This window comes from Sorangium sp. So ce296, from assembly GCF_051529605.1.
Lineage (GTDB): Bacteria > Myxococcota_A > Polyangia > Polyangiales > Polyangiaceae > Sorangium > Sorangium cellulosum_D.
In genome coordinates, this window is sequence record NZ_CP150325.1 from 917039 (window position 1) to 929610 (window position 12572).

A 12572-nucleotide genomic window follows, 5' to 3' on the forward strand; every position below is an offset into this window, starting at 1 on the left:
GGGGAGTGAGAAGAAAATGATGTTTGAAGGGCTTCCCATCCTGTCGGAGTACGTTATTTGCATCAGCACGGTAGCTCAGAAGCGTCCTTGCGGCTCGCTGGCGCTCGTCGTCTACCACCTGCTCGGGGACATGGTGAACGCTGCCGAGCACGCCCTGAGCCACTACTTCCCGCTCACGTTGACCGAGCCATTCCTTCAGAATTCTAGCCTCGGGAGCCCTTACCAGAAGTGGGCCAGATTCACGAACGAGGACTTCAGCATGCTCGACGCGTGCGCACGTCGCGTCGTCCTCGCAGGATGGAAAGCCTATGAAGAGGCTGTCGGCCCTCTCGAACCCGATCGGAGCAGGAAGGACGCTTGGCGCTGGTTTCACTCGGTATACACGCAATACGCCAGCTGCGTCATGAGCCGCGAGGAGCCCTCGCTGACGCTCTCGACCGTCAGCCTCATGGGCTGGGTAGAGCCGGGAGCACATAGGTTCATGAACGTCGCCAATCGGCCCGATCCGCCGGAGTCAACGCCGCCGATCGTCGCCCTCACGACGCGAGACATCTCGGACCGGACCGCGATCGCGGAGCTGCGCGAGGTCGGCCTGGGGAACCTCCGGGAGCTGCGCAGACTGAACCACCAGTTTGCGCTGTGGCTCCGCAGCAATTGCACGATCGAGGACCTAACCGCTCCCCACAGCGGCACTCTGTCGGACACGCCCCTCGAATGACGGCGATGGCCAGGTGAACGATGCGCGCCGCCATCTCATCCCCGAGCGCGACGGCGCGGGCCAGGGATGCGTGGCTCGGTTCACCCGTCGCGCACGAACTGACGTGCAGTGACGTGCGGCCACGACGTCATTGTCTCCGCGCGGGCGAGTTGCGTTTCTACATTGCGAGCATGCCTGTCCAGGCTTATCCTTGCTCCGCTCTTCGACATCTCCAGAGATTCGACGGATTCCACGAAGCGGTCTTCGTTCAAAACAGACGCGGATGTATCCGCCTCAGTGCCCGAGACGGCGTCGATGGCCAGGTCTGCGATATAGCGCGACACGACCTCTTCGCTGAACCGTCTACGGCGATGGGGTCTCGGACCGTGCTGAGCGCACGTCGAGCGCGACGCCGATAGCGCTCACCGCGCCGCTGGACGCCGGCGTCCAGGGACGCTCATGAGAGCTCGCTCGTCCGCGTACGTTCGCCCGTGACGTTCAACCTCCTTCGCAAGGAGCCAGAAGATGAATACGAACGGCGCTCTATCCCTGTTGACCTTCGTCGCAGTCGCCCTGACCCACGGGGCGGCGGCAGCTGCGACATTTTACGTCGATGACACCGGCAACGACACCAACAACGGCTTGACCCCGAGGACGGCATGGGCGACGCTCCAAAAGGCGGTCGACACCATCCGCCCTGGCGACACCATCAAGGTATTACCGGGGGTCTACGCGGGGTGTCGTATTCGAAAGTCAGGCGCGCCCGGCCGGCCCAAGACCCTGCGGGCAGAGCCTCCCTGGGGAGCCGTGGTGAACGCTCCCGGGCCGATCAACCGGCACGGCAGCAACATCGAGGTCGAGGACTCCGACGACGTCGTCGTTCATGACTGGGTGATCGACGGCTTCGAGCTCGCGAACGCCGCCAGATCCGGCGTCGACGTGCGCGTCACGCGCGACATCACGGTCCAGAACTGTCACGTTCACGACAGCGGGAGGACCGGCATCTTCACGGCGTTCAGCGACCACGTGGTCATCCAGCACAACGAGTCCGAGTTCAACGGCGAGCACGGCGTCTACACCAGCAACAGCGGCGACTTCCCCGTGGTCCGCGGCAACCTCCTCCACCACAACCGCTCTGCCGGCGTTCACATGAACGGCGACAGGAACTTCACGCCCGGCGATGGGCTCATCAGCTTCGCCGAGGTCGAGGGCAATATCATCTGGGAGAACGGGCTCGGCGGCGCCTCGGCGATCAACTGCGACGGGGTGAGCGACAGCGTCATCCGGTACAATGTCCTCTACGAGAACCACGCGAGCGGGATATCCCTCTTCGCGATCGACGGCAGCGAAGGCTCCAGCCGCAACAAGGTCTACAACAACACCATCGTGATGGCGGAGGGGAGCCGCTGGGTGGTCAACATCCCCGAATCGCCGGAGGGCATCTCCAACCCGAGGTGCAACAAGATCGTGAACAACATCCTCTATACGCCGCGCCTCGACAGGGGGTCTATCCTGATTTATGAGGGCGGCGCGGAGGACCCTTGCTTCTACAGCGATTACAACGTGGTCGTGGATCGCTTCAGCAGGGACAACGGGGAGACGATCATCAACCTCGCGACCTGGCGACGAACTACAGGGCAAGACAGGCACTCGATCCTCGCCCCGCCGTGGGCGCTGTTCGTCGATCCTGCGAGCGACGACTATCGCCTGAGGGGCGGCTCGCCGGCGATAGACCGTGGGCTCTTCCTCTGGGACGCCCTCCCGGACGCTCTGGAAGGGACCCCTCCGCCCATCGGCGCGACGCACGACATCGGCGCGTACGAGGCCGACACCTCGTCCGAGCACGGTCCACGTTGACGTTGAACGGCGGCGAGCCCCGCGGCCGGCGCCGCCGCCTCGCGGACCTGCTCTCTCGATCGGGGGGCAGGGCTCGGCTTACTGATCCTCCGGCGACGGGCGGCGGCTCAGGCGTCGAGCGCCGGCCGGGCGGCCGGGACCGGGGCGCGCGTGCGCAGCCAGAAGTACCCCGCCGACGCGGCGAAGAGCGCCGCGCAGAGGAACGCGGTCGCGTAGCTGAAGCCGAGGAAGAACTCGAGCCACGAGAGCTTCGCCTGGCCAAAGCTCTTGTAGAGCAGCAGCACCACGCTGCCGAGGTAGCCGAACGCGTCGGCCGCGGTGATCAGGAACCCCGCCGTCGCCACCGAGCCCACCGCCGCGATGAGCCGGTCGAAGAGCACGCAGTTGTAGGGGACGTACCCCACGTAGAGCCCGAGCCCGACGCTGATCATCCAGCCCACGGGCCCGATGACGCCCGCCTGGTAGAGCGCCGTGCTCAGCCCGGCGAGCAGCGCGCCGCCGAGCATGATGCCGTGCACCGCGAGCAGCGCCTTGCGGTTGCTCCGGATCCCCATCATCACCGCCACCGAGAGCAGCGCGCCCATGGCCACGGGGATCTCGGCCGTCGTCAGGATCGCCGGCTGGTCGGCGAAGCCCAGGGCGTCCCAGATCTCGCGGGCGAAGTTGTCCCGGAAATCGCGGTACGCGGTGAGCACGATGTAGCCGAGGACCAGCGTCGCGAGCCCGCCCGCGTTCGCCAGCACGAACGCCCGCCGCGCGGCGCGATCCATCGGCGCGCGCCGGGTCCGGTGCGCCTCGTCGGTCGCCGTGGGCGGCGGGATTTGCGCGAGCATCCACACCGAGGCGAGCAGCGGCGGAAAGAAGAGCGCGCCCGTCACCGCGGGCATCCAGACCTCCGGCACGCCCCAGCCGAGCGTGAGCTTGCCGACGGTCTTCACGAAGCCGCTGGCGACGATGAAGCTGGCGCACAGGCCGGCGCCGAGCAGGTCGCTCACGAGGCGGCCCTCGAGGAAGCCGAAGACGAGCCCCCAGACCATGCCGAGCGGCAGCCCGTTCAGCACGAGGAAGAGCGCCGCGTACGGGGCGGGGGCGAGCGCGAACAGGACGAGCGCGGCCTCGCTCACGCCGATGCACGCGAGGATCGCGAGGGCGCGCCGCTCGGGCCGCATCTCGGAGACGACCTTGATGCCGAGGAACTTCGAGGCGCAGTACCCGAGCACCTGCGCGATGATGTAGAGGCTCTTCAGATCGAGGTCCGGGAGCAGCGGCAGCGCGACCGCGCCCTTGAAGGTCCCGACCGCGAACGGCTTGCGGAAGGCGTACATGCAGAAGTAGGTCGCGAACGCGGCGAACACGGCGAAGGCCGTGAACACCGGGGCGGGCGCCCGTTCGAGCCATCTCGTCACGCTTCTCTGGGCCGTCATGGGAGCTCCGAGGAAGGCGCGAGGGTAATCGCGGGCGCGCGTCGGGCGCATGAATTTTCGGTGAGGCGCGCGGCCCGTTCCCTCCGACCCGCGTCCGTGCGAGACATGCAGCCTGCGCCGTGACCCGCGGCGCGGCCGGGAGGGCACGCCTTGGGAGATCGATCAGCGCTCGCCGCGAGGGAGATCGTGGACGACGCCGCGGCCGCGGCCCCTCTGCGCGGCCGGGACGAACGGCTGCGCGGCGCGGTCGCCCTGCTCGCGCTGGGCCTCGCCGCCGGGGGCGCGGGCGAGCTCTCGTACGACGGGCTGAAGCAGCGCTTCCGGAGCGCGATGACGCGCGACCCCCTCGACGCGCTGGCGGTGATGCTCGTCGGGTGCTCGACCCTGTTCTACCAGGCCGAGCACGGCGAGAACCCGCGGTGCGCGAGCTTCCTGGACGCGCTCCTGTTCATCTCGACGTGCGTGTCCGGCGGCTACGCCGACCGGCTCGCGCAGACCGCCGCGGGCAAGGCGATCGCCGCCTTCGCGATGACGATGGGCCCCGCGCTCGCGGCCTCCGCGCTCGGCGCGCCGCAGGGCGCGCACGACCAGGGCCGGGCGGTCGTCGAGCGGCTCGACGCGATCCTCGAGGCGCTGCGCGCGCCGAGGTGAGCGCGGGCGCCGGCGGGCCTCCGGGCGCTCACCCGCCCGGCTTAGGGTGGTGGCCCAATTTGCCCCGGAGCGATTCCCATGAAGGCGGGAAGGCAGGAAGATCATTGATCTTTTCCTCCCGCCTTCCCGCCTTCATGTTCAAATCCGGCCACCTCCCGGCTTCGTCCCCTCGACCGCGCGGAGGACCATGACCAGGCCCTCCGCGACGTCGCGGCAGAAGTCCGCGTAGTCGCGCCGCGCCTCGGCCTGCTCGGGCTCGGTGAGCGCGCCGGCCGAGATCATCGCGGGGCCGCAGCCGTCGATGACGTGGAGCCAGATGTCGAGCGCCGCCCCGAAGCCCGGGTCGCCCCGCCGGGAGCGCTCGTCCTGGTCCGTGACGCGGACGGCCTCGAGCCCGTGCGCCGCGAAGCGCCCGGCGAGGTCGTCGGCGAGCGCGTTGTCCATGCCGAGCCCCGCGCGCCACGCGAGGAACGCCGCGTAGAACCGCCGCATCGACGCGGGGGGCTCGGGATCCCAGCGCAGGCGCTCGTGGCTGTAGTCGAGCACGACGACCAGGCCGCCCGGCTTGTCGCCCGCACCATGCGCGCGAGCGCCTCGTCGAGGCGAGGCACCCACTGGAGCGCGCGCGCCGCCGTCACCACGTCGAACCGCGCCTCGGCGTCGAACGCGAGCACGTCGCCGCACGCGAAGGACAGGCCGGGCCGGCCGGCGAAGCGCGCCGCCGCCCGCGCGAGGAGGTCCGCGTCTCGGTCCAGGCCGAGGACCTCGCCGCCCGGCTGCACGGCCTCGGCGATGCCCGCGGTGATGGAGCCCGTCCCGCAGCCGACGTCGAGCACCGACTGACCCGGCCGGAGCAGCTCGGCCAGGCGGCGGTGATCGCCCGCGAGGGTGCGGCGATCGAGGACGTCCTTCGACGATTGATGCTGCTGGCTCATGCGCACGGCATGGTCGAGTCCGGACGCCTGGATGTCAACGCGCCGGCAACATCGCGCCCGGTCCGGAAGGTCGCGGCGCGCGCCCGGCACGGCAGCCGGGCTCTACCGCAGGAGCGGCTCGGCACGGAATGAGCTTCAGAAGAGACCGGGCAGCCCGAGCCTTTGCGTCGGGCACCGAGCTCGGCAGCACGTCGACGGCGCGAATCGGCGTCCGGGGCAGCTGCTCGGGGTCGTCGCCCGCGGCTTTCCATGGCCCGATCGACCGAGTCCGCGCCGCTGAGAGAGAGCATCCGTGGGCTCCCTAGGTATTCTCGGGAGGAGCCCTAACTCGCGATGTCGCTGTGGCACAACGTCTCGATGGGACGCTTTGCCGCTCCGACGTGAGGCACTTTGCACCTCGGCGCGTGCGCGGCGGGCGTGATCTTCCTGAAAACGTACCGAAACACCGCCCTGCCTGTTCTGGAATACCCCTTGCGACGCGGGGCCCCGCTGGGGCATCGAGGCCTCGGTTCTTCAGGTCACGCGGCAACGGACGGGCGCGCCAGAGCGGGCGGCCCGATCACGGTTGCCCCTCGTGCCCTCGAGCGTCGACTGGACCACGCAAGGGGCGAGGCGGTTTCGCTGCCGTGTCGCTCGTGTCGCAAGAAAGGCGGAGGAGTCATGCCGAATCGTCAGGGATGGATCGACGAGGAACATAACGACGGCCGGGGGCGCGACGAGGAGAGGTTTGGGCGACACCAGGGACAGCGAGGCGATGAGGGATATCGAGGCGAGCGCGGAGCCGCCGGCGATGCTAGCTACGGGCATCGTGGCAATTACGAGCAAGTCGTCCAGCGAGACGATCAGCGCCATGCCCGAGGCGGCCAGGAGGACTTCCGCGGCGGATGGGATCAGCGGGAGTTCGGCGGCCGCGGTCACGAGGGTGAGCGCGGCTTCAGCGGCGAGCGCGGCTACGGCGGCGAGCGCGGCTGGGAGGGCCGGCAGGATCGCGGCTGGTCCCAGCGCGAAGATTTCGGAGGCCAGCGCCAGGCGTCGGGCGGCTACCGCGATGACTTCCAGCGAGGAGGTCGCGACGATCTTGGCTCCAGGGGTGGCTACGGCGGCGGCCAGGGCGGCTTCGGTGGCGGCCAGGGCGGCTTCGGCGGCGGCCAGAGCGGTTACGGCGGCCAAGGTCACTTCGGCGGCGGCCAGAGCGGCTACGGCGGCCAAGGCGGCTTCGGCGGCGGCCAAGGCGGTTACGGCGGCGGCCAGGGCGGATTCGGCGGCGGCCAGGGCGGCTTCGGTGGCGGCCAGGGCAGCTTCGGTGGCCAGGGTGGACTCGGCGGCCACGGCGGCGGCCAGAGCGGATTCGGCGGCAGCCAGGGCGGCCATGGCTACCACGGCGGTCAGGGCCACTTCGGCGGCGAGCGCGACCTCGGCGGCCGGGGCGGCTACGGCGGTCAGGGTCACGCCGGCGGCCAGAGCGGATTCGGCGGCGGCCAGGGCGGCTATGGTGGCGGCCAAGGCGGCTACGGCGGCGGCCAGGGCAGCTTTGGCGGTCAAGCCGGATTCGGCGGCGGCCAGGGTGGCTATGGCGGCCAGGGCTACCACGGCGGCGGCCAGGGTGGATTCGGTGGCCAGGGTGGATTTGGTGGCGGCCAGGGCGGCTTCGGTGGTCAGGGAGGCTTCGGCGGCGGCCAGCACGAAGGCTACGGAGCCCGGGGCGGCCTCCGGCAGTGGGCCGACGACGAGCGCGGCTGGAGCGAGCGGCGCGGGTACGAGGGCCAGGAGCCCCGCTACCGCGATCAGGGCCATTCCCCTTACCAGTCCGGCGGGCAGGGCTACCGGTCCGGCGGGCAGGGCTACCAGTCCGGCGGACAGGGCTACCAGTCCGGCGGACAGGGCTCCGGCGGCCGGAGCTTCCTCAGCACCGTGGGCGGAGACGTCGGGGGTTCGCGCGGTCGTCCACCCAAGGGATACAAGCGCTCCGACGAGCGGATCCGGGAGGACATCTGCGACCAGATCTCCGATCACCCGGATCTCGACGCGAGCGACGTCGAGGTGAAGGTGCAGAACGGCGAGGTCGTCCTCACCGGCACCGTCCGCGAGCGCCGCTTCAAGCACCAGCTGGAGACGCTCGCGGAGCGGATCTCGGGCGTGACCGACGTGCGGAACGAGATCCGGCTGTACCGCGAGCAGCAGCAGCAGGGCGAGGCGAAGACGGGCGGGCTGTCGTCGAGCGAGCGCTCCACGGCGGGCGCGACCGGCGCCGCCGCGGGCACGTCCGGCGGCGCGACCTCGATCGGCGCCACGTCGTCGACGTCGGAGACGAAGAACAACGAGTCGCGCCGGAACGCCTCGTAGCTCCGCCCGCCCGGGGGTCCGGCCACGGATGGCGATGGCCGGACTCCTGCGCACCCCAGGTCTCGGGTGGTGGCCGGATTCGAACATGAAGGCGGGAAGGCGGGAAGAAAAGATCAACGTTCTTCCTGCCTTCCCGCCTTCATGTGAATCACTCCGGGCCAGATTGGGCCACCACCGGATCTCGCGACCGCATCCAGGGCGAGCGCGGCGCGCTCGCGCTCCTTACAGCGCGCAGACAAGCCGCTGGCCGCGCACCGAGGTTGCGCCGTCGTGTTGCTCGATCCAGGCGACGAGCAGCTTGGTGCCGAGCTGCGCGACGGTCGAGCCGAGGATCTGCGCGCTGCTGCCGTCCGGGAGGGAGAAGATGTGCTCCTGAGGGAGCAAGGACTCACCCGTCCGCGTGAACCAGCCCAGATTCACCGTCTTTCCAGGGTGCGGCACCAGCGTCACATACACGTTCTCGCCGTCGCTCATGGGCGGGCCCGGTGGGTTGAACTGGCTCACGTTCTGGAGCTCGAAGACGGGGGTAAAGCCAGGCGGGGGGACCTCGACGAGCGACGAGAAGTCCCTCACGACGCCGACCTCCGCCGAGACGGCGAGCCTCGGCGGAGGTACGATGTGCGCGATCAAGAGCGTGACCCCATCGCCCTCGGGCAGCGGGAACGCGCCGAAGAACGACTCCACCTCTTCAGGAGATGGGCTGAACTGGATCTGGTGCGCCACGCCGAGATCGGCGGCGGCGGCGCCCGTCCTGAAGAACGCTTCTCCGGTCGCGCCGTCGTCCAGCAGGAGGAGATGCCGGCCGCTCGTGACCGTGTAAAAGCGCACGTTGAGCGAGGCATCGGTGCGCGGGCCCTGGGCCACCAGGGTCGGCGCGGCCGCGGCCGACCCGCCGACGACGAGCGCTCGCGTCGAGCCGCCCGGCGCCTCGCAGGTCGCCGCGTAAAAGACCTCATCGCCCGCTCGGGCGAACGCCATCGACGCGGCGACGTTGGGGCTCGAGCACTCCGGGGCGAGCGCGGGGAACCGCTGGAACGTCCCCTCCGACGAGACGCCCTCGGTGGTCGTGAGGAAGAGGAGCTGACCGATGTCGGACCCCACCCTGCCCAGCAGGGTCAGCTGCCCTCCCGACTCGTGGCCGGTGACAAAGGCCGCTCCGTCGGGGAGGGGGAACTCCGCCTTGGATCCGGCAGGGTCCCGGAGCTCGCGCACCGTCCCGATCACGAGCCGGCTCGCCGTCTTGTCGATGACGGAGACGAAGGCGCGACCGGGGCCGCTCGCCAGCACGAGCGAGGAGGCGTCGACCTCATGGCCTCCGAGGTCCTCGGACGTGAGGATGTCGAACGGATCGAGGTCCCGCACGCACGTCGCCCCGGCCGGCTTGCAGACGCCGCCCTGACAGACGCCGCCCGGGCAGTCGGAAGGCACGCTGCACCCTTTGCCGCCGCTCCCCTCTTGGTCCAGCTCCGCGTCGGTGCGCACGCCCGCGACGAGCTGGCAGCCGGCGACGAGCAGAGCGCCCCCGGCGATGACGAGCTTCCATGGTCGCGTCTCTCGCATCTCAAAAACTACCTCGCAGCGACATCCCCGCCGTTCCCACCCCGACCGCGGGCTGAAGGCGCACCTCCAGCGCCGCCTTCGGCGCGGCCTCGCTCGACGGCGCGGTCAGGAACACGACCAGGCCCGCGATGAGCGCCGCGCCCCCCGCCGCGAACGCCACGTTGGAGATGTTGGCGGTCGTGTTGGCGGCCTGATGGAGCCTGATCCCCTCGGCGTCACAACGGGGAGGGTCGTCGTCGGTGCACCCGTGCTGGCTGCGCGCCTCGCCAACTTTCAGGAGCGTATCGACGCCGAACACGGCGCCTACCGCGATCCCGGCCAGGCTCACCCCGCCCAGCACGAGCCCCACGGTCTTCTGCGCGCTCCACGCGCTCGCCGCGGGCGGGGCGCTCGCGGCCGCACGCGGGCGCGACGGCCGCTCCGGCGCGGGCGCGGTGGCCGCTTCTGGCAGGGGCGCGTCCTCGAGCCGAGGGACGCGCACCGTGCTCTGCCCTGCCTGCGGCGCGATGAGCACCTTCGCGCTCCATGCCTTCTTGCCAGGCGCCGCCGCCTCGATCGTGTGCTCGCCCGGATTGACCGGGATCGCCGAGCCGAACAGCGCCGCATCGAGCAGCTTCGTGTTGCGCCGCACCTCGAGCCCCTCGATCCGGGCCTCCGGCGCCACCTCGATGACGAGCCTCGAGAGCTGCGGCTCGAGGAGCCCCGCCCGCCGCGCCGCTTCCTTCGAGCGCCGCGGATCGCCCGCTTTGCGCGCCATCGCCTCGGCGTCGTTGAAGGTCGCCCAGGCGCTCGCCGTCTCGCCATTGAGCTCGTAGCAGTCCGCCAGGGCGAGCAGCGTCCCGGCCATCGGATCCAGCTTCTGGCTGGCGGCGAGCTTCGAGCACCCGGGGGCGTACCTGCCCTGCTTGATGAGCGCGCGCCCCTCGCGGAAGAGCACGTCGGCGGCCGCCCGGTCCTCGGCGGTCGGGTCCGCGAGGGCGCGCGGCGCGAGCGATAACGAGAGGACCAGCGCACTGGCGGCGATGACGCTGCGCTTCACACGCATCGGGCCTGGGCCACGCACCTCCCGGAGGATATCGGCCCCCCTCGCCCTTGTCCCAATGTCAGCGCCGCTCATCGTACGAAATCGTCGGCTCGGGCTTCGGGGTGCGAGGGCCCTCCGCCGGGGGCTTCGCCCGCGGGAGGGGCTTCGTCGCCTTCCGCGTGGACTTCGCCGTCGCCGTCGCCGTCGCCGTCGCCGAAGGCGAGGTGGGCTCCGCCTGCGCCGTCGCGCTCGCGCCGTGAGGGGCGCTCGTGGAGGGGGGAGCCTGGGGCGCATCGGGCGCCGGCGGGGCCGCGTCCGGCGCCCCCAAGGCGGCCGCCGGCGAGCCTGTCGGAGCCGGGGGTGGCGCCCCCTCCTGCCCGCCGCCAACGAGCGCCGCGAGCGCAGCGCCCGCGACGAGCGCGCCGGCGAAGAGGAGGAGCGCCCGGCGGCGCGGCTTCGCCCCCAGCAGCTCGTAGGACGACGAGGTGCTGCGCGGCGGGGACAGGGTGTGCGCCGTCTCCTCTGCGGAATTCAGCGGGAGCGGCGCCGTCTCCTCGGCGGCTCCGGCGCTGGCCGGCGGCGGAGGCGGCTCGATGGGGCGCGCCCCCGGCTCGTCCTTGGATCCCGACAATGACAGCCGCTGCATGTCGAGCACGCGCGAGACCCGCTCCGGATAGCCCCGCGCTCGCGCGGGCGCGTGGGGCGCGAGCGCGCCGGCGAACGCCGCCACGTCGCGCCAGCGCTGCTCGCGATCGTGCGTCAAGCACCGCTGGATCGCGGCGTCGAGCTCCGGGGGCACGTCGCTCCGGCGCTCGCGGAGCGGCGTCGGCCGGGCCGCGAGGATGCGCCCGTAGAACTCCGGCAAGCTGTCCGCGTGAAATGGCGTCTGCCCGGCGATGAGCTCGTACAAGAGGATGCCGAGCGCCCAGAGGTCGCTGCGCGCGTCGACGTCCTTCGACGAGATCATCTGCTCGGGCGACATGTAATAGGGGGAGCCGAGCGTCTGGTCGTCATCGGTGAGGGCGAGGTCCGCGCCGCTGATCTTCGAGATGCCGAAGTCGAGGACCTTGATGCACGGCGAGCCGCTGACGTCGTGCGTGACGAAGAGGTTCGCCGGCTTCAGGTCGCGGTGCACGATCCCGGCGGCGTGGGCCTCGCCGACGGCCTCGCACGTCTGGAGGACGTACTCCACGGCGTCGTCGAGCGAGAGTGACCCGCGCTCCCTGAGCAACGCGGCGAGATCCCGCCCTTCGAGGAACTCCATGACGATGTACGGCGCCCCGCCCTCGAGGGTGCCGACGTCGAACACGCGGGCGACGTGCTGGCTGCGCAGCCGCACCGCCGCGCGCGCCTCGCGCAGGAAGCGCGCGCGCGCGCCGGCGTCGACGTCGTGGGCCGAGCGCATGAACTTGACGGCGACGCGCTGGCCGAGCTCGACGTGGACCGCCCCGACGACGACCCCCATGCTCCCCGTGCCGAGCAGACGCTCCACGCGGTACTTGCCCGCCAGGATGTCGCCGGGCTGGACCGGGACGGTGCGCATGGCTCCCCATGTGGTCTCAGCGGCTCCGCGAGGTCAAGCGCCGCTTGATGGCCTCGCGCGCCCGCCGCCGCCCTGAAACTCGCTGGCAACCCCCGCATGCCCGGGGGAGAGGATGCCGCGGGCAGCAGGAGCGTCCCCGATGTGGGACATGGTGTACACAACGCAGGGCGCGAGCACGATCACGTTCGCGTCCTGTGACGTTCGGCGACGCACTTCAGTACGTTTGGCAACGTGCGCGCCGAAGGAGCACCGACCCGCTCGGCGGCTCCACGCGCTTCCGCTACTGGCCTGATCGACATGTGCGACCCAGGCCTACTCAAGACGGTCAAGCTCGCAAGCGACAAGAAGAACGTCTGTGAGACCTGCGCCGATCGGGCCGCCCAGGAGGGCGCCACCGCCGAGGAGAGCGAGATCGTTATGCGCTCCGGCAGATCGAACGGCGTAAAGCGCACCGTCGTGCCGCCTGGGCACGCGAGCTGCGCGATCTGATTGCCGACGGCGTCGGTCGATGCACCGCTGCATGTGAGCCCGGTGCTAC

At 70.8% G+C, this 12572-nt stretch carries 13 protein-coding genes and 1 pseudogene; 6 read left to right on the forward strand and 8 right to left on the reverse strand.

The window, feature by feature from the left end; genetic code table 11:
• The first annotated feature begins 19 nt into the window (after nt 1–19).
• Nucleotides 20–718: a hypothetical protein gene (locus WME98_RS03470; RefSeq protein ID WP_437949951.1), complete on the forward strand. Its 699-nt coding sequence runs from the start codon at nt 20–22 to the stop codon at nt 716–718.
• A gap of 80 nt (nt 719–798) precedes the next feature.
• Here WME98_RS03470 and WME98_RS03475 read toward each other — a convergent pair whose 3' ends face one another.
• Nucleotides 799–1041, reverse strand: coding sequence for a hypothetical protein (locus tag WME98_RS03475; RefSeq protein ID WP_437949952.1), 243 nt, complete (start codon nt 1039–1041; stop codon nt 799–801).
• Between the two features lie 466 nt (nt 1042–1507).
• Between WME98_RS03475 and WME98_RS03480 the strand changes: the two genes are divergently transcribed.
• Nucleotides 1508–2554, forward strand: coding sequence for a right-handed parallel beta-helix repeat-containing protein (locus WME98_RS03480; protein WP_437949953.1), 1047 nt, complete (start codon nt 1508–1510; stop codon nt 2552–2554).
• A gap of 107 nt (nt 2555–2661) precedes the next feature.
• Here WME98_RS03480 and WME98_RS03485 read toward each other — a convergent pair whose 3' ends face one another.
• Nucleotides 2662–3978, reverse strand: coding sequence for a DUF5690 family protein (locus WME98_RS03485; protein WP_437949954.1), 1317 nt, complete (start codon nt 3976–3978; stop codon nt 2662–2664).
• A 150-nt stretch (nt 3979–4128) separates the two neighbouring features.
• Between WME98_RS03485 and WME98_RS03490 the strand changes: the two genes are divergently transcribed.
• Nucleotides 4129–4629, forward strand: coding sequence for a hypothetical protein (locus tag WME98_RS03490; RefSeq protein ID WP_437949955.1), 501 nt, complete (start codon nt 4129–4131; stop codon nt 4627–4629).
• A gap of 138 nt (nt 4630–4767) precedes the next feature.
• Here WME98_RS03490 and WME98_RS03495 read toward each other — a convergent pair whose 3' ends face one another.
• Nucleotides 4768–5175 (reverse strand): hypothetical protein, encoded by a 408-nt coding sequence (locus WME98_RS03495; protein ID WP_437954174.1) that lies wholly within the window; start codon nt 5173–5175, stop codon nt 4768–4770.
• A 65-nt stretch (nt 5176–5240) separates the two neighbouring features.
• Nucleotides 5241–5564, reverse strand: a pseudogene (locus WME98_RS03500) (class I SAM-dependent methyltransferase); the annotation flags it as partial.
• Here WME98_RS03500 and WME98_RS03505 point away from each other — a divergent pair.
• Complete coding sequence (locus WME98_RS03505) at nt 5502–5696, forward strand: hypothetical protein (RefSeq protein ID WP_437954176.1); 195 nt, start codon at nt 5502–5504, stop codon at nt 5694–5696. The pseudogene WME98_RS03500 and the gene WME98_RS03505 overlap by 63 nt on opposite strands.
• A 381-nt stretch (nt 5697–6077) precedes the next feature.
• Here WME98_RS03505 and WME98_RS03510 read toward each other — a convergent pair whose 3' ends face one another.
• Nucleotides 6078–7358 (reverse strand): hypothetical protein, encoded by a 1281-nt coding sequence (locus tag WME98_RS03510; protein WP_437949956.1) that lies wholly within the window; start codon nt 7356–7358, stop codon nt 6078–6080.
• Between the two features lie 117 nt (nt 7359–7475).
• Between WME98_RS03510 and WME98_RS03515 the strand changes: the two genes are divergently transcribed.
• On the forward strand, nt 7476–7907 hold the full coding sequence (locus tag WME98_RS03515) for a BON domain-containing protein (protein WP_061627223.1): 432 nt from the start codon (nt 7476–7478) through the stop codon (nt 7905–7907).
• 222 nt (nt 7908–8129) lie between these two features.
• On the opposite strand, the gene WME98_RS03520 is transcribed toward WME98_RS03515, so the two are convergent.
• From WME98_RS03520 to WME98_RS03530, 3 genes are read right to left on the reverse strand one after another with little or no spacing between them, the layout of a single operon-like run.
• Complete coding sequence (locus WME98_RS03520) at nt 8130–9467, reverse strand: hypothetical protein (RefSeq protein ID WP_437949957.1); 1338 nt, start codon at nt 9465–9467, stop codon at nt 8130–8132.
• A 1-nt stretch (nt 9468) separates the two neighbouring features.
• The gene (locus tag WME98_RS03525) at nt 9469–10512 is read right to left on the reverse strand and encodes a hypothetical protein (RefSeq protein ID WP_437949958.1); all 1044 of its coding nucleotides are present in this window, start codon (nt 10510–10512) and stop codon (nt 9469–9471) included.
• 58 nt (nt 10513–10570) lie between these two features.
• The gene (locus tag WME98_RS03530; protein WP_437949959.1) at nt 10571–12034 is read right to left on the reverse strand and encodes a serine/threonine-protein kinase; all 1464 of its coding nucleotides are present in this window, start codon (nt 12032–12034) and stop codon (nt 10571–10573) included.
• Between the two features lie 231 nt (nt 12035–12265).
• On the opposite strand from WME98_RS03530, the gene WME98_RS03535 reads away from it, so the two are divergent.
• On the forward strand, nt 12266–12523 hold the full coding sequence (locus WME98_RS03535; protein ID WP_437949960.1) for a hypothetical protein: 258 nt from the start codon (nt 12266–12268) through the stop codon (nt 12521–12523).
• Nucleotides 12524–12572 lie beyond the last annotated feature (49 nt).

Bases quoted from the DNA above. Each gene is read 5' to 3' on its own strand.
- WME98_RS03470 (WP_437949951.1), top strand. From the start codon at position 20: ATGTTTGAAGGGCTTCCCATCCTGTCGGAGTACGTTATTTGCATCAGC.
- WME98_RS03485 (WP_437949954.1), bottom strand. From the start codon at position 3,978: ATGACGGCCCAGAGAAGCGTGACGAGATGGCTCGAACGGGCGCCCGCC.
- WME98_RS03510 (WP_437949956.1), bottom strand. From the start codon at position 7,358: ATGGCCCTGATCGCGGTAGCGGGGCTCCTGGCCCTCGTACCCGCGCCG.
- WME98_RS03520 (WP_437949957.1), bottom strand. From the start codon at position 9,467: ATGCGAGAGACGCGACCATGGAAGCTCGTCATCGCCGGGGGCGCTCTG.
- WME98_RS03525 (WP_437949958.1), bottom strand. From the start codon at position 10,512: ATGCGTGTGAAGCGCAGCGTCATCGCCGCCAGTGCGCTGGTCCTCTCG.
- WME98_RS03530 (WP_437949959.1), bottom strand. From the start codon at position 12,034: ATGCGCACCGTCCCGGTCCAGCCCGGCGACATCCTGGCGGGCAAGTAC.